Annotated in this window: 23 protein-coding genes; 17 read left to right on the top strand and 6 right to left on the bottom strand. The window is 66.3% G+C overall.

The features are described from left to right. Positions 1–117 precede the first annotated feature (117 nt). On the bottom strand, positions 118–510 hold the full coding sequence (locus NYR58_RS01350) for a hypothetical protein (protein ID WP_261518596.1): 393 nt from the start codon (positions 508–510) through the stop codon (positions 118–120). A 212-nt stretch (positions 511–722) separates the two neighbouring features. On the opposite strand from NYR58_RS01350, the gene NYR58_RS01345 reads away from it, so the two are divergent. The 4 genes from NYR58_RS01345 (at position 723) to NYR58_RS01330 (ending at position 7,353) form a co-directional block, all read left to right on the top strand. Next, the gene (locus tag NYR58_RS01345; RefSeq protein WP_261518595.1) at positions 723–1,886 is read left to right on the top strand and encodes an isobutyryl-CoA dehydrogenase; all 1,164 of its coding nucleotides are present in this window, start codon (positions 723–725) and stop codon (positions 1,884–1,886) included. Between the two features lie 21 nt (positions 1,887–1,907). Continuing rightward, complete coding sequence (mmsB, locus tag NYR58_RS01340) at positions 1,908–2,795, top strand: 3-hydroxyisobutyrate dehydrogenase (RefSeq protein ID WP_261518594.1); 888 nt, start codon at positions 1,908–1,910, stop codon at positions 2,793–2,795. Between the two features lie 336 nt (positions 2,796–3,131). After that, on the top strand, positions 3,132–4,715 hold the full coding sequence (locus NYR58_RS01335) for a trimethylamine methyltransferase family protein (protein ID WP_261518593.1): 1,584 nt from the start codon (positions 3,132–3,134) through the stop codon (positions 4,713–4,715). Positions 4,716–4,797: 82 nt separating this feature from the next. Further along, positions 4,798–7,353: a GcvT family protein gene (locus NYR58_RS01330; RefSeq protein ID WP_261518592.1), complete on the top strand. Its 2,556-nt coding sequence runs from the start codon at positions 4,798–4,800 to the stop codon at positions 7,351–7,353. Between the two features lie 6 nt (positions 7,354–7,359). Here NYR58_RS01330 and NYR58_RS01325 read toward each other — a convergent pair whose 3' ends face one another. Together NYR58_RS01325 and NYR58_RS01320 are read right to left on the bottom strand one after the other, a co-directional pair. Continuing rightward, positions 7,360–8,166: a phosphate/phosphite/phosphonate ABC transporter substrate-binding protein gene (locus NYR58_RS01325; protein ID WP_261518591.1), complete on the bottom strand. Its 807-nt coding sequence runs from the start codon at positions 8,164–8,166 to the stop codon at positions 7,360–7,362. A gap of 38 nt (positions 8,167–8,204) precedes the next feature. Further along, entirely contained in the window at positions 8,205–9,215 is a 1,011-nt protein-coding gene (locus NYR58_RS01320; RefSeq protein ID WP_261518590.1) for a fatty acid desaturase, read from the bottom strand. Positions 9,216–9,390: 175 nt separating this feature from the next. Between NYR58_RS01320 and NYR58_RS01315 the strand changes: the two genes are divergently transcribed. Together NYR58_RS01315 and bmt are read left to right on the top strand one after the other, a co-directional pair. Beyond that, positions 9,391–10,239 carry a helix-turn-helix domain-containing protein gene (locus NYR58_RS01315; RefSeq protein WP_261518589.1) on the top strand — a complete coding sequence of 283 codons (849 nt, stop codon included), beginning with the start codon at positions 9,391–9,393 and terminating at the stop codon, positions 10,237–10,239. A 114-nt stretch (positions 10,240–10,353) separates the two neighbouring features. Continuing rightward, entirely contained in the window at positions 10,354–11,373 is a 1,020-nt protein-coding gene (gene bmt / locus NYR58_RS01310) for a betaine--homocysteine S-methyltransferase (RefSeq protein WP_261518588.1), read from the top strand. Here bmt and NYR58_RS01305 read toward each other — a convergent pair. Then, positions 11,370–12,959, bottom strand: coding sequence for a trimethylamine methyltransferase family protein (locus NYR58_RS01305; RefSeq protein ID WP_261518587.1), 1,590 nt, complete (start codon positions 12,957–12,959; stop codon positions 11,370–11,372). The genes bmt and NYR58_RS01305 overlap by 4 nt on opposite strands. 298 nt (positions 12,960–13,257) lie before the next feature. Between NYR58_RS01305 and NYR58_RS01300 the strand changes: the two genes are divergently transcribed. Continuing rightward, positions 13,258–13,956: a corrinoid protein gene (locus NYR58_RS01300; protein ID WP_261518586.1), complete on the top strand. Its 699-nt coding sequence runs from the start codon at positions 13,258–13,260 to the stop codon at positions 13,954–13,956. 8 nt (positions 13,957–13,964) lie between these two features. On the opposite strand, the gene NYR58_RS01295 is transcribed toward NYR58_RS01300, so the two are convergent. Beyond that, entirely contained in the window at positions 13,965–14,090 is a 126-nt protein-coding gene (locus NYR58_RS01295) for an entericidin domain-containing protein (protein ID WP_446681809.1), read from the bottom strand. A 90-nt stretch (positions 14,091–14,180) separates the two neighbouring features. Here NYR58_RS01295 and NYR58_RS01290 point away from each other — a divergent pair, with 90 nt between their 5' ends. The 7 genes from NYR58_RS01290 to NYR58_RS01260 all read left to right on the top strand — a co-directional run bounded on the left by NYR58_RS01290 (position 14,181) and on the right by NYR58_RS01260 (position 20,996). Further along, entirely contained in the window at positions 14,181–14,816 is a 636-nt protein-coding gene (locus NYR58_RS01290; RefSeq protein WP_261518585.1) for a DUF1638 domain-containing protein, read from the top strand. 128 nt (positions 14,817–14,944) lie between these two features. Continuing rightward, positions 14,945–15,595 (top strand): exopolysaccharide biosynthesis protein, encoded by a 651-nt coding sequence (locus tag NYR58_RS01285; RefSeq protein ID WP_261518584.1) that lies wholly within the window; start codon positions 14,945–14,947, stop codon positions 15,593–15,595. Between the two features lie 108 nt (positions 15,596–15,703). Beyond that, positions 15,704–16,006, top strand: a complete 303-nt coding sequence (locus NYR58_RS01280; protein ID WP_261518582.1) for a virulence factor — start codon at positions 15,704–15,706, stop codon at positions 16,004–16,006. Next, positions 15,993–16,592 (top strand): methylenetetrahydrofolate reductase C-terminal domain-containing protein, encoded by a 600-nt coding sequence (locus tag NYR58_RS01275; RefSeq protein ID WP_261518581.1) that lies wholly within the window; start codon positions 15,993–15,995, stop codon positions 16,590–16,592. The genes NYR58_RS01280 and NYR58_RS01275 overlap by 14 nt, the downstream gene beginning before the upstream one ends. Beyond that, positions 16,589–17,683, top strand: a complete 1,095-nt coding sequence (locus NYR58_RS01270) for a methylenetetrahydrofolate reductase (protein ID WP_261518580.1) — start codon at positions 16,589–16,591, stop codon at positions 17,681–17,683. Before NYR58_RS01275 ends, NYR58_RS01270 begins: the two co-directional genes overlap by 4 nt. 205 nt (positions 17,684–17,888) lie before the next feature. Next, complete coding sequence (locus tag NYR58_RS01265; protein WP_261518579.1) at positions 17,889–18,869, top strand: methyltetrahydrofolate cobalamin methyltransferase; 981 nt, start codon at positions 17,889–17,891, stop codon at positions 18,867–18,869. Between the two features lie 63 nt (positions 18,870–18,932). Then, positions 18,933–20,996, top strand: a complete 2,064-nt coding sequence (locus tag NYR58_RS01260) for an ASKHA domain-containing protein (protein ID WP_261518578.1) — start codon at positions 18,933–18,935, stop codon at positions 20,994–20,996. 18 nt (positions 20,997–21,014) lie between these two features. Here NYR58_RS01260 and NYR58_RS01255 read toward each other — a convergent pair whose 3' ends face one another. Then, the gene (locus tag NYR58_RS01255; RefSeq protein WP_261518577.1) at positions 21,015–21,920 is read right to left on the bottom strand and encodes a LysR substrate-binding domain-containing protein; all 906 of its coding nucleotides are present in this window, start codon (positions 21,918–21,920) and stop codon (positions 21,015–21,017) included. Between the two features lie 117 nt (positions 21,921–22,037). Here NYR58_RS01255 and NYR58_RS01250 point away from each other — a divergent pair, with 117 nt between their 5' ends. From NYR58_RS01250 to NYR58_RS01240, 3 genes are all read left to right on the top strand, one after another. Beyond that, positions 22,038–22,211 (top strand): hypothetical protein, encoded by a 174-nt coding sequence (locus tag NYR58_RS01250; protein WP_261518576.1) that lies wholly within the window; start codon positions 22,038–22,040, stop codon positions 22,209–22,211. A gap of 319 nt (positions 22,212–22,530) precedes the next feature. Beyond that, positions 22,531–22,662: a hypothetical protein gene (locus NYR58_RS01245; RefSeq protein WP_261518575.1), complete on the top strand. Its 132-nt coding sequence runs from the start codon at positions 22,531–22,533 to the stop codon at positions 22,660–22,662. 142 nt (positions 22,663–22,804) lie between these two features. Next, the gene (locus NYR58_RS01240) at positions 22,805–23,803 is read left to right on the top strand and encodes a GlxA family transcriptional regulator (protein ID WP_261518574.1); all 999 of its coding nucleotides are present in this window, start codon (positions 22,805–22,807) and stop codon (positions 23,801–23,803) included. Positions 23,804–23,806: the final 3 nt, after the last annotated feature.

Genomic DNA, 23,806 nt, shown 5'->3' with positions numbered 1-23,806 from the left:
CGACGCGGGGGACGCCGAACACGCCCTCGCAATCCGTCCGTGGCTGCCGGGCCTTGTTCCCTACAAGCGTCCACACCGGGAAACCGGGCGCGTGCTCCACCTTGCGGCCAGGCCGCCTCAGCCCGTCTCGTCTTCTCCCAGGTCGAGAATGGCCGCCGTGCGTGCGCGCAACCGCTCCTCCCGCAGCACCAGCGCATCATCCTTCAGCGCCGCTGCCGCCAGCGCCGCGGCAAGCAGCCGGCGCTCGCCCTTCGGCCGGGCGCGCAGGGCGGCGCGCAGCCGGTCTGCCCCCTTCTCGCCATGAAGACGGAAGGCCGGCAGAAACGTCTCGAAGGCAGCCGCGTCGATGGCGAACGCCCGCCAGGCCACGCGGCGCAGAACGCCCTCGGCGGCCGCGTTCATTTCGCCATCCTTCAGCACCAGACGCAGAAGCAGAAGAACGTCGCCGGCCAGTTCGGTCGGTTGCGGCGGGCGGGCCCCTGCGGGGCTTTCGGAATTCGTCGGCATCATCACGGCCATTATCCCGCATCCCGAGCCGGCGCAAGGTGGCGAGCACAGGGCATCATGACCAAAATCCCCGACCGCCAAAAGAGTTCCCTCCCGCTGGAATATTTATGTCCATTCAGCCCCTTCTTCGACAGCCGCACCTCGATCGGCCCGTTGCGCGCGCCCTCCAATGCGCTACTCTTCCCCAGACAAGGAGAAAGTGCCGGGAGCAGAGCATGGAGCTCACCGAGGAAGGTGCGGGGCCGTTCAGCCTCAGCGCGGAGCAGCGCGCGATAAGAGAGATGACGCGCAGCTTTGCCGCGGAGAATGTGGCTCCCTTCGCGCTGGGCTGGGACCGGGAGCAGCATTTTCCGCTCGACGTGATCCGCCGCACGGCGCCGCTCGGCTTCGGCGGCATCTGCTGCACGGAGGAGGCCGGCGGTTCGGGGCTGGGCAGGCTGGAGGCCGTTCTGATCTTCGAGGCGCTGGCCGCCGCCTGCCCCGGCTTCTCCTCCTTCATCTCCATCCACAACATGGCTGCCTGGATGGTCGATACCTTCGGCAACGAAGCATGCCGCGAGCGCTTCCTGCCCAGGCTCACATCCATGGAGTGGCTCGCCAGCTATTGCCTGACCGAGCCTGGCTCCGGCTCCGATGCGGCTGCCCTGCGCACCAGGGCGGTGAAATCGGGCGGCGACTACGTGCTCACCGGCGTCAAGCAGTTCATCTCGGGTGCTGGCGCCTCCGACATCTATGTGGTCATGGCCCGCACCGGCGAGGAGGGAGCGAAGGGCATTTCCGCCTTTCTGGTGCCCGCAGATACGCCGGGCCTTTCCTTCGGCCCCCTGGAGAAGAAGATGGGCTGGCGCATGCAGCCCACACGGCAGGTGATTCTCGAGGACTGCCGCGTGCCGGCCGAAAACCTGCTGGGCGGGGAAGGCGAAGGCTTCCGCATCGCCATGGCGGGCCTTGACGGGGGCAGGCTCAACATCGCTGCCTGCTCGCTCGGCGGCGCGCAGGCAGCGCATGAGAAGGCGCTGGCCTATGCGGGCGAGCGGGCAGCCTTCGGCCAGCCGCTCAACCGCTTTCAGGCGCTGCAGTTCAAACTGGCCGACATGGAGACGAACCTGGCGGCCGCACGCACCCTTCTCTACACCGCGGCGGCCAGGCTCGATGCCGGCGCGCCCGACGCCACGAAATGGTCGGCCATGGCAAAGCGGTTCGTGACCGATGCCTGTTTCGAGGTCGCCAACCAGGCGCTGCAGCTTCACGGCGGTTATGGCTATCTGCACGACTACGGCCTGGAGAAGCTGGTGCGGGACCTGCGTGTGCACCAGATCCTGGAGGGCACCAACGAGATCATGCGCGTCATCATCGCGCGACATCTGGTAGGGCGCTGAGCCCGCCGGAAGGAGGAGGACATGGCGAGGATCGCATTCATCGGCCTCGGCAACATGGGCAACCCCATGGCGGCCAATCTGGTCAGGGCCGGCCACACGGTGCGCGGTTTCGACCTGGTGGCGGACAATCTGAAAAAGGCGGCCGACCGTGGCGTGCTGGCAGCAGAAAGCGCTGCCGAGACGCTGGACGGCGCGGAGGCCGTGATCACCATGCTGCCCGCCGGTAGCCACGTGCTCTCGGTCTATGCCGACATCGCGCCGCGCGCCGCCAGAGGCACGCTTTTCATCGATTCCTCCACCATCGACGTGGCCTCAGCCCGCAAGGCGCACGCCATCGCCGCCGAGCACGGGCACCTCAGCGTCGATGCACCGGTTTCCGGCGGTGTGAGCGGCGCCGAGGCCGGCACGCTCACCTTCATGGCAGGCGGTAATCAGGAGGCGTTCGGCAGGGCGCAGCCCATCCTCGACCCGATGGCCGGCCGTATCGTGCACTGCGGCGATGGCGGCGCCGGCCAGGCGGCCAAGATCTGCAACAACATGATCCTCGGCATTTCCATGATCGGCGTCGGCGAGGCCTTCGTGCTGGCCGAAAAGCTGGGCCTGTCGCACCAGGCGCTGTTCGATGTCGCCTCCACCTCCTCGGGCCAGTGCTGGTCGCTGACCAGCTATTGCCCGGTGCCGGGGCCTGTGCCCGCCTCGCCCGCCAATCGCGGCTATCAGCCGGGCTTTGCCGCAAGCCTGATGCTCAAGGATCTGCGCCTTGCGCAGGAAGCCGCCCAGGCCGTCGGGGCCGCCACGCCGCTCGGCGCCGAGGCCGCGCAGCTCTATGCCCTGTTCGAGGCCATGGGCAATGGCGGCAGGGACTTCTCCGGCATCATCGAGTTCCTGCGCGGAAAGACCGGCGGGTGAACAACCTGAGCCGGGTAAAAAATCGCCCGATTAAGAATTGCGCAAGCACTTAATAACCTCCCGGTAACAATGTCCGCCTAAAACGAAACGCGGCGGACATGAGGGTCCTCCCCGGCTCCGGAAAAGGTCTCGCGTACCGGAGCGGACCGCCGCCCCGCCTGCGGGCGGCACTGCGAATGTCTTTCAAAACCGCGTTTCTCCGACCGGAGGGCGCGGTTTCGCATATCCGACCTGCCGGAATGTCGCTTCTCTTGCGCTTTCAGTCGCCGCATCGTTGTTGGCACGGCCCGCAAGACGCCATGATGCCTGCGGTTGCAACGCACAGCGAGGCATCTCATGACCATCCCCGGGACCGCCGCCGAGGCGAAACAGGAGCTAGGCCGCACACGCCGCGGCGGACGTGCCGCCAACGCGGCGAAGCGAGGCGGTGACGGCCCCTTCAGCCAGCCTCCCTTCCGCCGGCTGCGCGTGCCCTTCCCGCCGACGCGGCTCATCTCCGACGACGAGCTGGAAGCGATTCACCTCGCCTCCCTCAGGGTGCTGGAGGAAATCGGCATCGAGGTGCTGCACGACGAGGCACGCGCCATCATGCGCCGCCACGGCGCGGATGTGCGCGATGACACCCAGCGGGTGCATTTCGACGCCGCGCTGGTGATGGAGTTCATCGCCCATTGCCCGTCGGAGTATACGGTTTTCGCACGCAATCCCGCGCACAACCTCTCCATGGGCGGCGACAGCATCATTTTCGCGCAGATCGCCTCCGCACCCAACTGTTCCGACGCCGACAACGGCCGGCGGCCGGGAAACCAGGCGGATTTCCGCAATTTCGTGAAGCTTGCCCAGATGCACAACATCATCCATTGCCTGGGCGGCTATCCCGTCGAGCCGGTGGACATTCACCCCGGCATCCGGCACCTGGAATGCCTGCGCGACATCGTCACGCTCACCGACAAGTGCTTTCACATCTACTCCCTGGGCAGGGAGCGCAACCAGGACGGCATCGAGATCGCCCGCATCGTGCGCGGTGTCAGCCCCGAGCAGTTCCGCGACGAGCCTTCCTGCTTCACCGTCATCAACACCAACTCGCCGCTGAAGCTCGACGTGCCGATGATGGAAGGCATCATCCAGATGGCGACCCACGGGCAGGCGATCATCGTCACCCCCTTCACGCTGGCGGGCGCCATGGCGCCCGTCACCGTGGCCGGCGCTCTGGTGGAGCAGAACGCCGAGGCGCTGGCCGCCATCGCCTTCTCGCAGATGGTCAGAAAAGGCGCCCCGGTGGGCTATGGCGGCTTCACGTCCAATGTGGACATGCGCTCCGGCGCTCCGGCCTTCGGCACGCCGGAATACATGAAGGCGCAGATCGTCGGCGGCCAGCTTGCCCGGCGCTACGGGATTCCCTATCGCAGCTCCAATGTGTGCGCGGCCAACACGGTGGATGCCCAAGCGGCCTATGAAAGCGTGTTCTCGCTGTGGGGCTGCATCCACGGCGGCGCGAATTTCGTCAAGCATGCGGCCGGCTGGCTGGAAGGAGGGCTCGTCTGCTCCTACGAGAAGATGATGCTCGACATCGATCTTCTCCAGATGGTGGCGGAGTTTCTGGCCCCTCTCGACCTGAGCGAGGACGCGCTGGCGGTGGAGGCGATTCGCGAGGTGGGCCCCGGCGGCCATTTCTTCGGCTCCCCCCACACCCAGGCACGCTACAGGGACGCCTTCTACGCCCCCCTCATCTCCGACTGGCGCAACTACGAGACCTGGACTCAGGCGGGCAGCCCCACCGCCATGGAGCACGCCAATCGGCTGTGGAAGGCGCGGCTCGCCGCCTACGAGCCGCCGCCCATGGACGCCGCCATCCGCGAGGAACTGGACGACTTCGTCGAACGCCGCATCCGCGAGGGTGGCGCACCGACGGATTATTGAGAGGGCGCGCCGCGCCAGCCGGCGAACTTGAATCAATGTCTCAGATCTATGAATCAATTTCTGCACGAGGGGGCATAACCCGATGAAATCTCATGCAAAAGTTGTTGTGATTGGTGGTGGCGTGGTGGGCTGTTCGGTGCTCTATCATCTGGCGCGCGCCGGCTGGAACGACGTTCTGCTGATCGAGCGTTCCGAGCTCACCTCCGGCTCCTCCTGGCATGCGGCAGGTGGCTTTCACACGCTCAACGGCGACCCCAACGTTGCCAAGCTGCAGGCCTATACGGTGCAGCTTTACAAGGAGATCGAGGCGCTTTCCGGCCAGCCCTGCGGGCTGCACCTGACGGGCGGCGTGATGATGGCCGACACGCCGGAGCGCATGGACTTTCTGCGTCTCGTCCATGCCAAGGGCCGCTATCTCGGCATGCAGACGGAGCTGATCACCCCTTCAGAAGCCAAGGCCATGTTCCCGCTGATGGACGAGACGAATTTCGTCGGCGCGCTGTGGGACCCTGTGGAGGGCCATCTCGACCCCTCCGGCACCACCCATGCCTATGCCCGGGCGGCGCGCAAGCTGGGTGCCGAGATCGTGCTCAGAAACCGGGTGGTGGAGCTTTCCCAGGAACCGGACGGCACCTGGAACGTGGTGACCGAGAAAGGCACGGTGAAGGCCGAGCACGTGGTCAATTGCGGCGGCCTGTGGGCGCGCGAGGTGGGCCGCATGGTGGGGCTGGAGCTGCCCTTGCTCGCCATGGAGCACATGTATCTGCTCACCGAACCGATGCCGGAGGTGGCGGCGTTCAACCGCGAGACCGGGCGCGAGCTCGTTGGTGTCATCGACTTCAAGGGCGAGATCTACACCCGGCAGGAGCGCGACGGAATCCTGCTCGGCACCTATGAAAAGGCCTGCCGGCCATGGTCGCCCCGGGAAACCCCCTGGGACTTTGGCCACGAGCTGCTGCCCCCCGATATAGACCGCATAGCCCCTTCGCTGGAGACGGGCTTCCGCCATTTCCCGGCGCTTCAGAATGCCGGCATCAAGCAGATCATCAACGGCCCCTTCACCTTTGCGCCTGACGGCAACCCGCTGGTGGGGCCGGTGCGCGGGCTTACCAACTTCTGGGTGGCCTGCGCGGTAATGGCCGGCTTCTCCCAGGGCGGCGGCGTGGGGCTGGCGCTGTCCAACTGGATGGTGGACGGCGATCCGGGCTTCGATGTCTGGGGCATGGATGTCGCCCGCTTCGGCGAATGGGCGACGCTGCGCTACACCAACGCCAAGGTGCGTGAGAACTACGCGCGGCGCTTTTCCATCCGCTTTCCCAACGAGGAGCTGCCTGCCGCAAGGCCGGCGCAGACCACACCGCTCTACGACATCATGGTGCGCGACAACAACGCGGTGATGGGCGACTCCTGGGGCCTGGAGACGCCACTGTGGTTCGCGCCCGAGGGCGAAAAGGCCGAAGATATCGTCTCCTTCCGCCGCTCCAACGACTTTCGCCATGTCGGCGCGGAGGTGCGCGCGGTGCGCGAGCGCGTCGGCGTTACCGAAATCGCCAATTTCGCCAAATACGAGGTCTCAGGACCGGGTGCGAAGGATTTTCTCGACCGGCTTATGACCAATCGCCTGCCGCGGGCCGGCCGCATCGCACTGTCGCCCATGCTCAACGAGACGGGCAGGATCATCGGCGATTTCACCATCGCCTGTATCGAGGCCGGGCGCTTCATGCTGTGGGGATCATCGGCCGCGCAGATCTACCATATGCGCTGGTTCGAGCGACATCTGCCCGAGGATGGCTCTGTGCGCATCCACCGCTTCGACCAGACGCTGGTCGGCCTTTCGATTGCCGGACCGCACGCGCGGGCGGTGCTGGAGAGGCTGGTGGACGAGGACGTGTCCGGCGATGCCTTCCGCTTCATGGACTTCCGCGAGATGGCGGTTGCCGGCGCGCCGGCCATGGTGGGCCGCCTCACCTACACCGGCGACCTCGGCTATGAGATATGGATGCAGCCCGCCTATCAGCGGCGCATCTATCTGGCGATCAAGGAGGCAGGGGCCGAATTCGGCATTGCCGATTTCGGCATGCGGGCGCTGCTGTGCATGCGGCTGGAGAAGAACTTCCCCACCTGGTTCCGCGAGCTGCGGCCCATCTACGGTCCCTTCGAGGCGGGGATGGAGCGCTTCGTCAGGCTCGACAAGGGCGATTTCATCGGCCGGGAGGCAGCGGCCAGGGAACGGGCGGAGGGAGCGAAGCTTGCCCGCGTCTCCTTCGTCGTCGATGCGCTGGATGCCGATGTGATGGGCGACGAGCCGATCTGGGCGCGGGTCGGGGCAAAGGATTTCGGCACGGTGGAAAGGCCGCACGGCTTCGGCGCGCCACGCTTCACGCGCACCGGCGAGGCCGTGCCCGCCAGCGCCGGCGGCGGCATTGAAGACGGGGAGTGGCGCGTCGTCGGCTGGGTGACATCGGGCGGCTACGGCCACTTCGTGCAAGAATCGCTGGCCCAGGGCTATGTGCCGGCGGAACTTTCGACGGACGAGCGCGAAGGACTGTTCGCGATCGAAATCCTCGGCGAGCGCCGCCCGGCGCGCATCAACCGCCTGCCGCTGTTCGACCCGCAGGGAGAGCGAATGCGGGGTTGACGCGACCTATGGAGACGGAAAAGCGCCAAGCACCCGCCGCAGGACGGCCAGCTGCTCCGGCGGCGTAGCGCGTGCCGTGACAAGGGGCAGGCCCTTTCGCCGCGCCGTCCAGCCGGCCGCGACGAGGCCGTCCGCCTGCGGCAGAAAGCGCCGGACGAGCGCCCATGTGCGGCAATCGAGCGCGCAGACATCCGCCCGCCCCTCGGCCACCGCCAGCGCAGCGGCGCGGTGGGAGCCCGTCTCGATCCTTTGCGCAAAGAATGCCGGCCCTTCGCCCGCCGCCAGCAGGTCACGTTCAAGCGCCAGCAGGCCGGACATGGACAGCGCGTCGTTGTAGGCAAGGCGCCGGCCGCGCATCAGCGCCAGCGGAAGGCGGGCGCATCCCTCCGCCGGCGCGGCAACGATGGGTGCCTCGCCACGGCGCATCACGATCGCACTCGAATAGAGCGCCCCTTCCCCGCCCTCATGGGCCGAGTAGTCGGGCTGGCCGACGACCTGCACATGGTCCCGCAGCCCCGCCTCCATCGGACCCCAGCAGGTCTGTCCCACAAGAAGGCGCGGATGGCGCCACAGCGCCGAAAGGTCGAATGCCTCCGGCGGCAGGGTTGCCGGGTCGGGCGCGACCGGGCGGCCCTGCGCGTCGCGGATGCCGCCGGGCACCGCCGGAAGGTCGGCATTGCGGCGCGCAAGACGCGCGGGCGCGTCGATGCCCGCCCGCCGCAGCGCCGCGCAGGCGCGCGCCCAGAAGGCATCCGTCTCGGCCCGCATCTCCGGCCAGTCATACATGGGAAGGGCGGCGACAAGGCAGCTCATGGCGCCTTATCCGCCACCCGCGTCGCGAAAGGCAAGGGCTACTCCCTGGCTGGCCGGGCGGGAACGGGAACACTTCCCGACCCGGTCAGCGAGCGGCCGCGCACACGCGGGCGAAAGGCACGCGGCGGATGCGGCTCGCGCCGCAGCACCGGATGAGGCACCGGCTCCTTGGCACGCAGCGCGAAATCGCGAAAAAGGGCGAAATAGTTGGGATAGGCATAGCCGCCATTCATGGCCAGCCACCCTTCCCGCCTTTCGCGATAAAGCGCCGGCAGACGATACCAGGGCACATGCGGCATCTTGTGATGCACCAGATGCAGGTTGTTGTTGAGAAACAGGAAGGCAAGCGGCGAACGCTCGACGATGATGGTGCGGCCATCCGGCCGCTCGGACCATTGGTGCTCGGCGAACGTGCGCACGGAGATGATGGACTGGCCGAGCCAGGCCGGCACCAGCATGTACAGCCACAGCGGCATGGCGAAGACATGGACAATGATCGGCAGCACGACCGCCAGACCCGCCGCATGCAGCGCCCAGGCGCGCCAAACCGTCCTGTCGCCGGCGATGAGAAGCCTCGCCTCCCCGACAAGGAAGGCGGCATTCATGATGGGCGGACCCAGCACGAACCGGCCGAGCATGGTGTTGTTGATCTGGAGTAGGCGCTTCACCACCGCCGGCAGCTTTTCATACTGCCACAGCGCCCGGTAGTAGCTTTCGGGGTCCTCGAAGGGGTCGGTCAACCGCTCGTCGGCATGATGGCGCAGATGCAGCGCCTTGAAGCGGCGATAGGGGTAGACGAGCCCGATCGGCAGGCCCACCAGCGCCTCGTTGACCCGCGCGCTGCGCGTCGGATGCCCGTGCAGGCACTCGTGCATGAGAGAAGAGTGAAGCGCGATGGCGAGAGAAAGAAGCAGGAGCGCCGCCAGTGGCCAGACAGGCCAGACGACAACGCCCGCAGCGGCCCAGACGGCATAGCAGGACACGATCAAAACAACAGTCGGCCACTCAACCGCCGGGCGGCCGCGCCGGCGCTCGTTCCTCTTTTCCATCCCTGTCCCGATCGACGGGCGCCGGGACGGATGCCCGACGCCATTGCGTGTTCCTGACAGGAAAATGTCAGGAGAGCGGGGACACGGCAATGCGAGAATGCGCACAAAACGTTGCGAATAGAAACAAAATATAGCATTTGTTGACTTTAATAAACAAACATGCGGAATCGCGTCAATGAGCCAGGCCATCGACAAGCGCGATCTCTCCGAGATCTTCCGCGAGCGGCTGAAAATCCTCCTTCAGCGCTCCGGGCTCAACCAGTCCGCCTTCGCTGCCGCCGTGGGCATCGACCGCTCTGCCCTCTCCCAGCTTCTGGCCGGCAGCTCGACGCGCCTGCCGCGCGCCGAGACGCTGATGAACATCGCCGCGCGCCATCAGGTCTCGCTGGACTGGCTTCTGGGCCTGAGCCAGGACGAGGGCATCACCGGCGAACTGCGCGAGAACATGGAAATCGCGGAGGCGGAAGGCGGTTTTGGCAGCACGCTGCTGGCCAGATGGCACGCCGAGGCGGTGGGCACCAAGATCCGCTATGTGCCGTCGGGCATTCCAGACCTCCTGAGGAGCGACGAGGTGATCGACTTCGAGGCCGATGCCGCCAAGACGAGCCGCCAAGCCCAGCGCGACGAGGCGCAGTACCGCGTGGACTACAACCGCCGCCCCGAGACCGACATGGAGGTGTGCATGCCGCGCCAGACGCTGGAGCTGTTCGCCCGCGGGCTTGGCCGCTGGAGCGGCCTGCCGCGCGCGGTGCGCGCCCGGCAGCTTGCGCATATGGCCGATCTCATCGACGATCTCTATCCGACCTTCCGCCTGTTCCTCTTCGACTGGCGGGCCCGCTTCTCCGCCCCCTACACGATCTTCGGCCCCTATCGCGCGGCGATCTATCTCGGCGGCATGTATCTGGTGCTGAACGCCCGCCAGACCATCACCACGCTGACCCGCCATTTCGACGGCCTCATCCGCATTGCCGAGGTGAACGCACACGAGACGGCGGACTTCGTGCGCCGCCTTGACCTGGACTGAAACGCGCGATCGCCGAGGGCAGCCCGCTGCGCGGAAATCCCTCCATTGACCCTATATAAAGACTTCTTTATATCCTTATCCAATCTCTCTAAGCACGGATCGGAAGGCGTTTTCATGCACAATCCCATTGATGCGCTGCTGGCGGAAAAGGGCGTGCTCCTCGCCGACGGCGCGACAGGCACCAATCTCTTTGCCATGGGGCTGGAGTCGGGCGAAGCGCCGGAGCTGTGGAACGAGACGGCACCCGAAAAGATCGAGGCGCTGCACCAGGGTTTCATCGACGCCGGTGCCGACATCATCCTCACCAATTCCTTCGGCGGCACGCGCCATCGCCTCAAGCTGCACAACGCGCAGGACCGCGTGTTCGAGCTGAACAGGAAAGCGGCGGAGATCGCCTGCCGGGTGGCGGCAAAGGCGGGCAGCCGCGTCATCGTGGCCGGCTCGGTCGGCCCCACGGGCGAGCTTCTGCAGCCGCTCGGCGCGCTGACATACGAGGCGGCCGTGGAGGCGTTCCTGGAGCAGATCGAGGGGCTCAAGGCCGGCGGCGCCGAGGTTGCCTGGATCGAGACCATGTCGGCGCCCGACGAAATCCGCGCCGCTGCGGAAGCGGCCATCCGCGCCGGCCTGCCCTATACCTACACCGGCTCTTTCGACACCGCCGGGCGCACGATGATGGGCCTGGCGCCGAAGGACATTCACGCGGTGGCCGACGATCTTCCCGAAAAGCCGGTTGCCGTCGGCGCCAATTGCGGCGTCGGCGCGCCCGACATCCTGGCCGCCCTGCTCGACATGGTGGAGGCACGCCCGCAGGCCACGGTGGTGGTGAAGGGCAATTGCGGCGTGCCGGAGTTCCGTGGCGCGGAGGTCCATTATTCCGGCACCCCGGAGCTGATGGCCGACTATGTGCGCCTTGCCGTCGATGGCGGCGCCAGGATCATCGGCGGCTGCTGCGGCACCACGTTCGAACATCTGGCCGCCATGCGCAGGGCCCTCGACGAGCACAAGAAGACACAGCCGCCCACCATTGCCGAGATCGAGGCGCGCGTGGGCCCCATGCGCAACAAGGGGGCGGCCCAGAGCGGTGCTGCCAGCGCCCCCGCCGGCCGGCGGGAGCGGCGGCGCGGACGCGGTTAGGCAAAGGCGTCCGGCATCGACTCCTTGCGACGGGCGATGTAGTCCTGCAGCGCCTCGTCGATCGCCTCGTCGAGCGCCGGAGGCTGGTAGGATTCCAGCCAGTTCCTGGCGAGCTGGTTGGCGCGGGCCTGCGCGGTCTTCTCGCCTTCCGCCTGCCACTGCTCGTAGGAATTGTTGTCGGCGATCGTCGAGCGGTAGAAGGCGGTCTGGAAGTTCGCCTGAGTGTGTGCGCAGCCCAGATAGTGGCTGCCCGGCCCCACCTCGCGGATGGCATCCATCGCCTGGCCGTTCTCCGACAGGTCAAGGGGCTCGCACAGGCGCTGCTGCATGCCGAGCTGGTCGATGTCCATCATGAACTTCTCGTAGGAGGAGACGAGCCCGCCCTCCAGCCAGCCGGCGGCGTGAAGCACGAAGTTCGTGCCCGCCATCACGGTGGAGTTGAGCGTGTTGGCGCTCTCATAGGCCGATTGCGCATCGGGCACCTTGGATGCCGTCAGCGAGCCGCCGGTGCGGAAGGGCAGCCCCAGCCGGCGGGCGAGCTGTGCCGCGCCATAGGAGACGAGCGAGGGCTCCGGCGTGCCGAAGGTGGGCGCGCCCGACTGCATGGAGATCGACGAGGCGAAGGTGCCGAACACCACCGGCGCTCCCGGCCGCACGAGCTGCGTGAAGGCAGCGCCCGCCAGCACCTCTGCCAGCACCTGGGTCAGCGTGCCGGCCACCGTGACCGGGCTCATGGCGCCGGAGAGAATGAAGGGCGTGACGATGCACGCCTGGTTGTTACGCGCATAGACCTTGGCCGCCCCCAGCATGGTCTCGTCGAAGACCATGGGCGAGTTGGCGTTGATCAGGTTGATGACGACGGTGTTGTTGTCGACGAACTCCTCGCCGAACAGGATCTTCGCCATCTCCACCGTGTCCTCGGCGCGCTCTGGCGCGGTGACCGAGCCCATGAAGGGCTTGTCGGAAAAGCGCATATGCGCATAGACCATGTCGAGGTGGCGCTTGTTGACCGGCACGTCCACCGGCTCGCACACGGTGCCGCCCGAATGGTGGATGGCAGGCGCCATATAGGACAGCTTCACGAAGTTGCGGAAATCCTCGATGGTGGCATAGCGGCGCACACCGTCGAGGTCGCGCACGAAGGGCGGGCCGTAGACCGGGGCGAAGACGGTGGCATTGCCGCCAATCTGGACCGAGCGCTCGGGATTGCGCGCGTGCTGGGTGAAGACCGAAGGCGCCGTCTTGAGCAGCTCCCGGCAAAGACCCTTGGGAAAGTGCACCCGGTCGCCCCGCACATCGGCGCCAGCCTCCTTCCACAACGCCAGCGCCTCCGCGTCGTCGCGGAACTCGATGCCGATCTCCTCCAGCACCGTGTCTGCATTGGCTTCGATGAGGGCAAGGCCCTCCTCATCCAGGATCTCGTGGGCAGGCCGCACGCGACGGATATAGCCGAGCTGCTGAACGGGACCGCCACCGCTGCGCGCCGCGCGCCGGGCTGCCGCGCCGCCGCGCTCCCCGCGGCCGCGCCGGCCCCCGCCGGCTCCACTCACCTGCATGTTCTCGTCGATCGACACCTTCTGGTTCATCGCCTTCATCCCTGGATGCACCGGCGCTGCGCCTGCAAGAGCGCGAAGCACCTCTCTCCAGCCCATCGTATCCACACGCGCGGCGGCAAACGTTCCGCAAGCGCCAGACCGTGTCGCATTGAGAGCGACGGAGCCCGCAACCGCCCCGCCGCCCAGCGAAGAAGGCGATTTTTCAGTCGCTTTCCTTTTGCATCGCGTCGCAATTCGGCTATGGAAACGGGCGAGAGGCAGATTATGTAGACGCGGTCATGCATTTTGGCCGAATTGCGCACGGCAGGATACGGCAGGAGCCAGGCGAATGTCCGACGACGAAATCATTCTTTCCGAGTTGCCCGACGACGAACTCGTCCAGCAGATGCAAGACGATCTTTATGATGGGCTGAAGGAGGAGATCGAGGAAGGCACGCGCATCCTGCTGGATCGCGGCTGGGCGCCCTACCGCGTATTGACCGAGGCACTGGTGGAGGGCATGCGCATCGTGGGCGAGGACTTCCGCGACGGCATTCTCTTCGTGCCGGAGGTGCTTCTGTCCGCCAACGCGATGAAGGCCGGCATGTCCATTCTGCGTCCGCTGCTCGTCGAAACCGGCGCGCCGAAGCAGGGCAAGATGGTGATCGGCACCGTGAAGGGCGACATCCACGACATCGGCAAGAACCTCGTCGGCATGATGATGGAGGGTGCGGGCTTCGAGGTGATCGACCTGGGCATCAACAACCCGGTGGAGAATTACCTGGAAGCCATCGAGAAGCACAAGCCGGACATCGTCGGCATGTCGGCGCTGCTGACCACCACGATGCCCTACATGAAGGTGGTCATCGACGCACTCAAGGAGAAGGGCATCCGTGACGACCTGATCGTGCTCGTGGGCGGCGCGCCGCTCAACGAGGAGTTCGGGCAGGCCGTCGGCGCCGATGCCTACTGCCGGGATGCCGCGGTGGCGGTGGAGACCGCCAAGGAGCTGATGCGGCGCAAGCACAACGTGAACGCCGCCGTCTAGAAGCGCCGTCAGTACGACCCGCTGGCCGCCGAATTGCCGATGGCCCGTCCCGCCTGCTGGGTGGCGTCCACCATATTGGCGGTGTCCTGACCGACGCCGCGGATGGTGTTGGCACAGCCGCCGGCTGTCCCCATAATGGCGATCAGGACGACGATGCGCGTGACGATGCCGCTCATGGTGCGTCTCCTCGTTTCGAAGCGCCCATTATGGCGCGGGAAGGACAAATGGCAACGACATCACCGCAACGCACGAGCGGCGAGAAGGTTCTGGTCATCGCCTGCGGGATGATCGCCCGCGAGGTGCTGGCCGTGCGCGAACGGATGGGCCTCGACCATCTGGAACTGACATGCCTGCCGGCGGAGTTTCACTATCGGCCGGCGCGCATCCCCCCCGCCCTCGACACGGCCATCATCCGCGCCAGGGAGGAAGGCTACAGACACATCTTCGTCGGCTACGCCGATTGCGGAACCGGCGGCCGGATCGACCGCATATGCGAGAAGCATGGGGTGGAGCGCATCGCCGGGCCTCACTGCTTCGCCTTCTATCAGGGGCTCGATGCCTTTGCCGCAATCGGCGAGGGCGACATGCTGTCGTTCTACATGACGGATTTCCTTTGCCGCCATTTCGAGGCTTTCTTCCTGAAGCCGCTGCGTCTCGACCGCCACCCGGAGCTGGTGAAGGACTATTTCGGCAACTACGAAAAGCTCGTCTATCTGGCGCAGACGGACGATCCGGCGCTGGAAAAGGTGGCCCGCGAGGCTGCCGCCTTTCTGGGCCTTGCCTATGAACGCCGCTTCACCGGATATGGCGATCTGGCGACGGCGCTGGCCGGCGTGGCGGCGCGTGCGCCGGCGACTTGAAAGGCCACCACAAAAAGGCTTCATTCGACCGCTTGTCTGGCACGGCAGCGTTTCCCGCAAACCTGTCATGAAAGCTTAACCGCGGCGCGGGAAGATGCTGTGCGCGCAAGGGAAAAGGAAACGGGCACGTGAAGGCGGAGGGAACGGATCTGGGCATGGCGTCTGGACAGCCTGCCGCCGGCCATCCGCCGCGTCGCCTGTCCACGATCTTCGAGGAGATGGCCAGAGAGGCCGAGGGCGTTGTGACGGTCGAGGCGTTGCGCCAGGCCCTCGGCGACCGCAGCTTCGCCACGCTGCTGATCTTCTTTTCCTGCCTCAACATGCTGCCCCTGCCGCCCGGCAGCACGCTGGTGCTCGGCCTTCCGCTCATCCTGCTTTCGCTGCAGATGCTGCTTGGCCGACGCACCGTCTGGTTGCCGCGCTTCGTCCTCAGGAAGTCGGTGAGCGCGGAGCAGTTCCGCCGCTTAAGCGAGCGCCTGATCCCGCGGCTCAAATGGGCCGAGCAGCTCATCCGCCCGCGCGTATGGCCCTTCGCGCGCGACCATGCCGACCGCCTTATCGGCCTGATCGCCTTCGTGCTCGCGGTCGCCGTCACCCTGCCGATTCCACTCGGCAACTGGTTTCCCGCCTTCTCCTGCGCGCTTGTTGGCCTGGCCCTGTCGGAGCGCGACGGCGTGTTGCTGGGAATAGCCGTGACCTGCGGGGTGCTCTCCCTGGCGGTCATCGCCGTGGTCATCGGCGCAGCCAGCGTTCTTGCCAGCGTTCTCATCGCGTCTTGACCCCCGCCGGCCCGCGTCGTTTTTGAAAGCAAGCGCGTCGTCTCGCAGCAAGCGAGGCCCGGGCGCTTGCGGCAATGCTCCAACACAGGACAAGGGAACGGAAACGAGATGGCCGATCTGATCGTGGTTTACTGGCGCGACATCCCCGCACAGGTGATCGTGAAGAAGGGGCGGAAGACGGCCAAGCGCGAGCTGCCGCCGCGCTTCATCGAGGCCGTGGACATGTGCGCCATGCGCGTGGGCGCGCGCGACACCGATGCCTATCTGGCCGAATGGCGGCGTGGCGAGCCCGTCGCCGTAGGCGACGATCTGGAAGCGGAGGCCGACAAGGCGCTGGCGGCCATCGAGCGCGACTTTCCCGACGAGCGGCTGAAGGCGCTCGTCAAGGCAGGCGGACATGCCAAGCAGTGACAGCGAGCCCGAACGCAAGCCCCGCGTCACCCAGGCGACTCTGGTGAGAAAGGCGCGCGCGCTGCTCGCCTACCGGCCGGCCGGTGTCTCGCCGCAGCGCCGCGTGCAACGGCGCTACACGATGCGTCTTTGGTCGGTGCGCCATGCGCGCTTTCTGGAAGGGCTGTATGCCCGCTTCGCCCATGTCTTCCTGATGCTGCACCCGGTTTGGAACGCCATCGGCTATGCGCGCGCGGAAAGGCCGGTGAAATTCGTGGAGCGGCACGTCAAGGGCTTCATGTTCGACTGCCGCATGTGCGGCCAGTGCATTCTCTCCTCCACCGGCATGTCCTGCCCCATGAACTGCCCCAAGCAGCTTCGCAACGGCCCCTGCGGCGGCGTGCGGGCCAACGGCAATTGCGAGGTGGAGCCCGACATGCCCTGCGTGTGGGTGAAGGCGTGGGAAGGCGCGCAGGCAATGCGCAATCGCGACTCCATCCTTGCCGTGCAAAAGCCGGTCGACCAGTCGCTGCGCGAGAGCTCGGCCTGGCTGCGCGTCACCGCGCAGGCCGCCGCCGAGCGCAAAAAGGCACGGGAGACCGCATGAGCCGCCTGCCCCAACCCGACGAGAACCCGGAAGGCGCGCATCTGCCGCTCGAACCGTTGCCCGGCCACTCCTCGCGCGGGCGTCTGGAGCGGATCTTGAGGCGCGGCGAGTTCGCCGTCACCGCCGAGTTGAACCCGCCCGACAGCGCCAACGCGCAGGACGTCTATGAGCGCGCTGCCGTCTTCGACGGCTGGGTCGACGGCATCAACGCCGTCGATGCCTCCGGTGCCAACTGCCACATGTCCTCCATGGGCATCTGCGCGCTGCTCACCCGCATGGGCTATGCGCCGATCATGCAGATCGCCTGCCGCGACAGGAACCGCATCGCCATCCAGGGCGACGTGCTGGGGGCGGCGGCCATGGGCGTCTCCAACATCCTGTGCCTGACAGGCGATGGCGTGCAGGCGGGAGACCAGCCGGGCGCCAAGCCCGTTTTCGACCTCGACTGCATGTCGCTTCTCGAAACCATCCGCACCATGCGCGACGAGGAGCGTTTCCTCTCCGGGCGCAAGCTCACCACGCCGCCGGCGGTCTTTCTGGGAGCAGCCATCAACCCCTTCGCCCCGCCCTACGACTTCCGTCCCCTGAGGCTGGCCAAGAAGATCGCCGCTGGCGCACAGTTCGTTCAGAGCCAGTATTGTTTCGACGTGCCGATGCTCAAGGAGTACATGAAGCGCGTGCGTGACATGGGTCTGCACGAGAAGTGCTTCATCCTGATCGGCGTCGGGCCGCTGGCCTCGGCGCGCACGGCACGCTGGATCCGCTCCAACGTGCCGGGCGTTCACATTCCCGACTCCATCATCGCGCGGCTGGAGGGAGCCGAGAAGCAGAAGGAAGAAGGCAAGCGCCTGTGCATCGACATCATCAACGAGGTGAAGGAGATCGAGGGCGTGTCCGGCATCCATGTGATGGCATACCGGCAGGAGGAGTATGTCGCCGAGATTGTTCATGAATCTGGCGTGCTCAAAGGCCGCCGCCCGTGGAAGCGCGAGCCCGGCCCTGACGACGCCATGGTGGCCGAGCGCCTCGACCACATTCTCGATGCACCACGGGAAAAGCCTGGAGAGATGGTGAAGGATGCGGCGAGGTGAAAGAGCGAATGGCGAATAGGGAATAGGGAAGCTGCGTGTGGAAGGCGTTCGCCATTGCCGCATTTTTCCAAAGCGCGCTTGCCGTTCGCCCGGCCCCCGGAAAGCCGTACTCCCTATTCGCCACTCGCTACCCTCATTCGCTCACATGCTTGAAACCCACGAGATAACGATATAAAGAAGTCTTTATATCCTTGGAGGACTGTGAATGACCCGCACCATCGTCGCCTCTGCGACCAAGGAAGTCGTCATCGGCTTCGACCAGCCTTTCTGCGTTATCGGCGAACGCATCAACCCGACAGGCCGCAAGAAGCTCGCCGCCGAGATGGTGGCCGGCAATTTCGAGACGGTCAAAAAGGACGCGCTCGATCAGGTCGCCGCCGGCGCCACCATGCTGGATGTCAATGCCGGCGTCACTGCGGTGGACCCCAACGCGACCGAGCCGGAGCTTCTCGTTCAGACGCTCCAGATCGTGCAGGATCTGGTGGATGTTCCATTGTCCATCGATTCCTCGGTCTCGGCCGCCATCGAGGCGGCGCTGAAGGTGGCCAAGGGCCGCCCGCTGGTCAACTCCGTCACCGGCGAGGAGGAAAAGCTGGAGGCCATCCTGCCGCTGGTGAAGAAGTATGACGTGCCGGTGGTGGCCATCTCCAACGACGAGACCGGCATCTCCGAAGACCCGGATGTGCGTTTCGAGGTGGCCCGGAAGATCGTCCAGCGCGCCGCCGATTACGGCATTCCGGCGCACGACATCGTGGTCGATCCCCTCGTCATGCCGATCGGCGCCATGGGGACGGCGGGCAAGCAGGTGTTCGCCCTTCTGCGCCGCCTGCGCGAGGAATTGAAGGTGAACACCACCTGCGGGCTTTCCAACATCTCCTTCGGCCTGCCGCACCGCCACGGCATCAACGCCGCCTTCATTCCCATGGTGATCGGCGCGGGCATGACAAGCGCCATCATGAACCCGTGCCGCCCGCAGGAGATGGAGATGGTGCGCGCCGCCAATGTGCTGAACGGCACCGATCCCAACTGCACCACCTGGATCATGACCTATCGCGACCACCAGCCGGCAGCCGGCAACTCCGCAGCAGGCGCGCGGGACGCCAATGGCGGCGGCCAGCCGGCCGCCCCGGCCGGACGCCGGCGCGGCGGACGCGAGGCACGCATGGCGCGCATGGGGCGCGGCTAGAAGCCGGCAAGTGAACGAGCCCCTCCCTTTGCCCCGGCAGTGAGAACCCGAGCCCTTGTTGCGATGAACGCGCCACCGACCATCACCGACCACCTGGTGCTTTTCATGCCCTCGGGCAAGCGCGGGCGCTTTCCCAAGGGCACCACGGTGCTCGATGCCGCGCGCCAGCTCGGCGTCTATGTGGAAAGCGTGTGCGGTGGGCGGGCAACCTGCGGGCGCTGCCAGATCGAGGTGCAGGAAGGCCACTTCGCCAAGCACAAGATCTCCTCGCGGGCCGACCACATCTCCCCGGTCGGCGCCAAGGAGGCGCGCTATGCGGAAAAGCGCAGTCTTCCAGCCGGCCGGCGGCTCTCCTGCTCCGCCACCATACAGGGCGACCTGGTCATTGATGTGCCGCAGGACGCCGTGGTCAACGCCCAGGTGGTGCGCAAGGATGCCGGCGAGCGGCTGATCGAGCGCTATCCTGCGGTGCAGCTTTGCTATGTCGAGGTGGACGAGCCCGACATGCACAAGCCGCTGGGCGATCTCGACCGGCTGAAGGCCGCGCTCTCCAGGGAATGGGGCTTTGCGCATCTTGAGGTGGACACACACCTGCTCGCGCTTGTCCAGCCCATCCTGCGCGAGGGCAGATGGGCCGTCACCGCGGCCATTCACCATGACGACGACGCGGGAGATGCTGCCCGCATCATCGCGCTGTGGCCCGGCCTCAAGAACGAAGCCTACGGCATTGCCTGCGACATCGGTTCGACGACCATCGCCATGCATCTGGTCTCGCTGCTGTCGGGCCGTGTGGTGGCCTCGGCGGGCGCCTCAAACCCGCAGATCCGATTCGGCGAGGATCTGATGAGCCGGGTCTCGTATGTGATGATGAACCCCGACGGCCGCCAGGCGATGACGCGGGCCGTGCGCCAGGAGGTGACCAGGCTCATCGACAAGGTGGCGGCCGAAGGCGGCATCGACCGCGCCGACATCCTCGACTCGGTCTTTGTCGGCAACCCGATCATGCACCATCTGTTCCTGGGGATCGACCCGACGGAGCTGGGCGGTGCGCCCTTTGCGCTCGCCGTTTCCGGGGCGGTGAAGGCGCGCGCCAGCGACATGCGGCTGAACCTCAATCCGGGTGCGCGCCTCTACATGCTGCCCTGCATCGCAGGCCATGTCGGCGCCGACGCCGCGGCCGTCACCCTGTCGGAAGGGCCGCACCGGCAGGACGAGATGATGCTGATCGTCGATGTGGGCACAAATGCCGAGATCGTGCTCGGCAACCGTTCCCGCCTTGTCGCCGCCTCCTCGCCCACCGGGCCGGCCTTCGAGGGCGCGGAAATTTCCTGCGGCCAGCGCGCAGCCCCCGGCGCCATCGAGCGGGTGCGCATCGACCGCGAAACGCTGGAGCCGCGCTTTCGCGTCATCGGCAGCACGCTGTGGTCCGACGAACCGGGCTTCGCGGAGGCTGTCGGGACCACGGGCGTCACCGGCATCTGCGGCTCCGGCATCATCGAGGTCATCGCCGAGATGTATCTTTCCGGCATCATCTCCGAGGACGGCGTCATCGACGGGACGCTGGCGCAGAAGAGCCCGCGCATCCTTGCCGAAGGCCGCACCTATTCATACCTGCTGCGCGACGGGGAACCGCGCATCACCATCACGCAGAACGACGTGCGCGCCATCCAGCTCGCCAAGGCGGCGCTTTATGCCGGCATCAGGCTGCTCATGGAAAAACAGGGCGTGGAGACGGTGGACGCCATCCGCTTCGCCGGCGCCTTCGGCTCCTTCATCGACCCGACCTACGCAATGGTGCTGGGACTGATCCCGGACTGCGAACTGGAAAAGGTTTCCGCCGTCGGCAATGCCGCCGGCACCGGCGCCCGCATGGCGCTTCTCAACCGCAACCACCGCCGCGAGATCGAGGAGACGGTGCGCCGTATCGAGAAGGTGGAGACAGCCCTGGAGCCGCGATTCCAGGAGCATTTCGTCCACGCCATGGCGCTGCCCAACAAGCTGGACCCCTTCCCAAGGCTTGCCCGCCAGATAACCCTGCCGCCGCGCAAGGTGCTGGGGGGCGACGCCGGAGCGGAAGGCCCGCGCCGTCGCTCACGCGAAGAACGCGCCGCGCGGCGGCGGCGGTGATGCCGCCATTCGGCCAGGTCAGAACCGCCCGGTCTCGTTGAAAAGCTCGAAGGCGGCGCGGATATGGTCGGCCGCCGCGCGCACCGGGGCTGGCGCGTCCGGCGTGACCGCCATGCCGATCTGATAGTTGCCCATCCTGGGCAGACCGTCCTCCGGGCCGAGCTCCACCAGATCACCGCCGATGAAGGACTTGGGCAGCGGCGCCACCGCCAGATCGGCCAGGATCGCCGCACGCTGGCCCGCCGTGTGCGCGCTCATATAGGCAACGCGGTAGCTGCGCCCCTGCTGGCCCAACGCCTCCAGCGCGGCCGAGCGCCAGGCGCATCCCTCCTCCCAGATGGAGACGGGCAGCGGCTCGCGCATATGGGCACAACCGCCCTTCACACCGGCCCAGACGATCGGTTCCGTGAGAAGCACCTCGAACTCCTGCCCGTTCTCCGCCGACCTGTCCGGGCAGGTGACGATGACTATGTCGAGCTGGCGACTGGCCATGCGCTTCCTGAGGTTGACGCTCTGGTCGATGGTCACGTCCACGGCGACGGCGGGGTGGGTCTGGGCGAAACGCTTCAGAACGCTGGGCAAAACCCGCTCGCCGAAGTCGTCCGGCGAACCGAGCCGCACGATGCCCCTGATGTCCGGCATCACGAACTTCGACACGGCCTCCCGGTTGAGCGCCAGAAGGCGGCGCGCATAGCCAAGAAGCAGCTCTCCGTCCGCCGTCAGCGACACCGAGCGCGCATCGCGCGTGAACACCGGGCGCCCCAGCACCTCCTCCAGCTTCTTGATCTGCATGGAAACGGCCGAAGGCGTGCGGAAGACGGCATTGGCGGCCGCGGTGAAGCTGCCCGTCTCGGCAATCGCCACGAAGGTGCGCAGGACATCGAGCTCGAGCAGCGGCAGCGGATGGTTGACCGGGGCGTTCATCGTTCGCTCTTCAATTTGACTGAACCAAAAGATCATTTCATTGCGTTTGATTGAACAAAAGAAAGGCGAGATAGTCAAGACCGAAACCGGAGGTCCGGTGGAGGAAAGGAGAGAGCGATGTCTGTTCAAACCGCAATTCGTGACTATCTATCTCGGCGGATCGCGCGCTGGGAGCGCCGGCGCACGGAACGCTTCATCCGCAATCTGCCGCTTGAGATCCGCAAGGATATCGGCTGGCCTGACGGCGCAACCCGCCGCGCAGAGGATGCGTTGTGGGAACGGCGCTGGTAGCCGGCGCGCAGGACGATGTGCTGCAGCCCATGGAAGGAGGTTGTGCGATGAGGTTCATGAAGAGACTTCTGGCGTTCGCCCGCGAGTTCAGCGACATCTCCGAGCATGCGCGCACCGGCCGGCGGCCCGCGACGCGCCGGCCGGCGGCGGCAAAACGGTGACGCCCGTGCCTGATGTCGCAATTTCAACCGGCCGCTTCGCTTTTTTCGCGGCCACCGGCCCTGGCCGGGCGTAATGGATGCCTCGAATGGAACCCTGCCCATCCAATCGCAGGCCATGGCGCCCGGCCGGGAAGCCGGCATTACCGATGGAGACGAGCATGAAACTCTTTCGTGCCCTGCGTGCCCGCAGCCGCGTGCAAGGCCGCACACCGCGCCAGAAACTGGAAAACACCATGCCTGGCGAAACAGGCGCCCTGGCCGCGCTGCGCCTGGGTTTTCTCATCAACTAGGCTGCTCCTGCGGGCAGCCGCACGCGGCTGAGGAATATTCACGACGCGCCTTCCCATTGCATTGACAGACAATGCTTTTTCAGCGCAGGGTTGTCCATTGACGACATTGGTTTCGATGGGCGGCGGTGCGCGGGAGGCGTGCATGCGGGACGAGAGGCCCCTGAAAAGGTCGCTGGTATTCTTTCTTGTTCCCAACTTTACGATGATCGCCTTTGCGACGGCGCTTGAGCCGCTGCGGGCGGCCAACCGCATGGTCGGCTACGAGGCCTATGGCTGGCGGCTGGCCAGCGCCGACGGGCAGCCGGTGCGCGCCTCCAACGGCGTGGAGGTGGCCGTCGATACCTGTCTTGCCGACGAACGCCAGAAGATGACGGGCCCCGACAAGCCCACCATGGTGGTGGTGTGCAGCGGCCTGGGCGTGGAGGACTATACCAACAAATCGGTCTTTGCCTGGCTGCGCGAGGAGTACAATCGCGGGGTCGCACTGGGCGGCCTGTGCACCGGGGCGCACATCCTGGCGGCTGCCGGCCTGCTCGCCAACAAGCGCTGCGCCATCCACTGGGAGAACCTGCCGGGCTTTGCCGAGCGCTTTCCCAAGGTCAACGTCTTTGCCGACCTCTTTGAGGTCGATACCAACATCTACACCTGCGCCGGCGGCACCGCCGCAATGGACATGATGTTCCATCTCATCGGCGAGGATTTCGACGAGAACGTCGTCAACCGCGTCTGCGAGCAGATGCTGACGGATCGCGTGCGCAATCCCTCCGACCGCCAGCGCCTGCCGCTGCGGGCACGCCTCGGCGTGCAGAATTCCAAGGTGCTGGCCATCATCGAGCTGATGGAGGCCAACCTGTCGGAACCGCTTTCGCTGGTGGAGATCGCCGAGGCCGTGGGACTTTCGCGACGCCAGATCGAGCGGCTGTTCCGCCAGGAGATGGGCCGCTCCCCTGCCCGCTACTATCTGGAAATCCGCCTCGACCGGGCACGCCACCTGCTCCTGCAGTCCTCCATGCCGGTGGTGGAGGTGGCCGTGGCCTGCGGCTTTGTCTCCGCCTCCCACTTCTCCAAGTGCTATCGCGAGCTCTACGCCCGTTCGCCGCAGCAGGAGCGCGCAAACCGCAAGCAGCTCGCCGCGGCTTAGGTG

It is taken from the genome of Chelativorans intermedius (genome assembly GCF_025398255.1).
Taxonomy (GTDB): domain Bacteria; phylum Pseudomonadota; class Alphaproteobacteria; order Rhizobiales; family Rhizobiaceae; genus Chelativorans; species Chelativorans intermedius.
The sequence above is the reverse complement of the archived record's forward strand: the minus strand, read 5'-3'. Positions and strand labels throughout refer to the sequence as shown.